Raw genomic sequence first — 601 nt, 5'->3', positions numbered from 1 at the left:
AGCCGCTCGGCTTCAGCATCGACGAGATGAAGGCCGTCATGTCCGACCTCGAGGTGCTCGACGACCCGTCGTCGGGCTCGGACGCCCGGGGCGCCGCCCGCGAGCGGCTCGGTGCGGTGTCGCAGGACGCCGTCGAGCGGCGCGAGCGCCTGGTCCGCCAGCTCGACATGGCCGACGAGTTCATCGGCCTGCTGGCCGCCCGACGCGACGCCTGAGGCGGGCCGCACCGCCGCACCGCGGACGTACGCCCCTCGGGGTGTGTCCCGCCAGCCGTGCCGCCCCTAGCGTCACTGCCAGCCCCGCTCCGACCCGCGGCCCCAGACGCACGGTGGAGCACCTCCACCGGTCTCTCCGCACGACGACAGATCGGGACAACCTCATGCAGGACACCACTCGGACGGGTGCCGTCGCGCCCCGGGCCGGCATGCCGCCGCTCGCGCGCAGGTCGGTCCTCGCCGGCGCCGCACTGGCGTCGGTGCTGCCGACCGTCTCGGGCTGTGCCGGGCTGACCAGGCGGGTGTCCGCCACGACCGCGGGCCGGCGCGACGTGCTGAGCGTGCAGGTCTACGGCACCGACGTGGAGGCGAAGATCTACGACCAG

The 601-nt window shown here is 74.7% G+C and carries 1 protein-coding gene and 1 pseudogene; both read left to right on the top strand.

Going from position 1 to position 601, the window contains the following annotated elements; translation table 11 throughout:
- Positions 1 to 215, top strand: a pseudogene (locus FB586_RS18675) (MerR family transcriptional regulator); the annotation flags it as partial.
- Positions 216 to 379: 164 nt separating this feature from the next.
- On the top strand, positions 380 to 601 hold a 222-nt coding region (locus FB586_RS18670), incomplete at its 3' end, for a hypothetical protein (RefSeq protein WP_136520853.1).

The organism is Cellulomonas telluris (assembly GCF_004886325.1).
Lineage (GTDB): Bacteria > Actinomycetota > Actinomycetes > Actinomycetales > Cellulomonadaceae > Cellulomonas > Cellulomonas telluris.
This window is presented reverse-complemented; position numbering and strand designations above follow the sequence as displayed.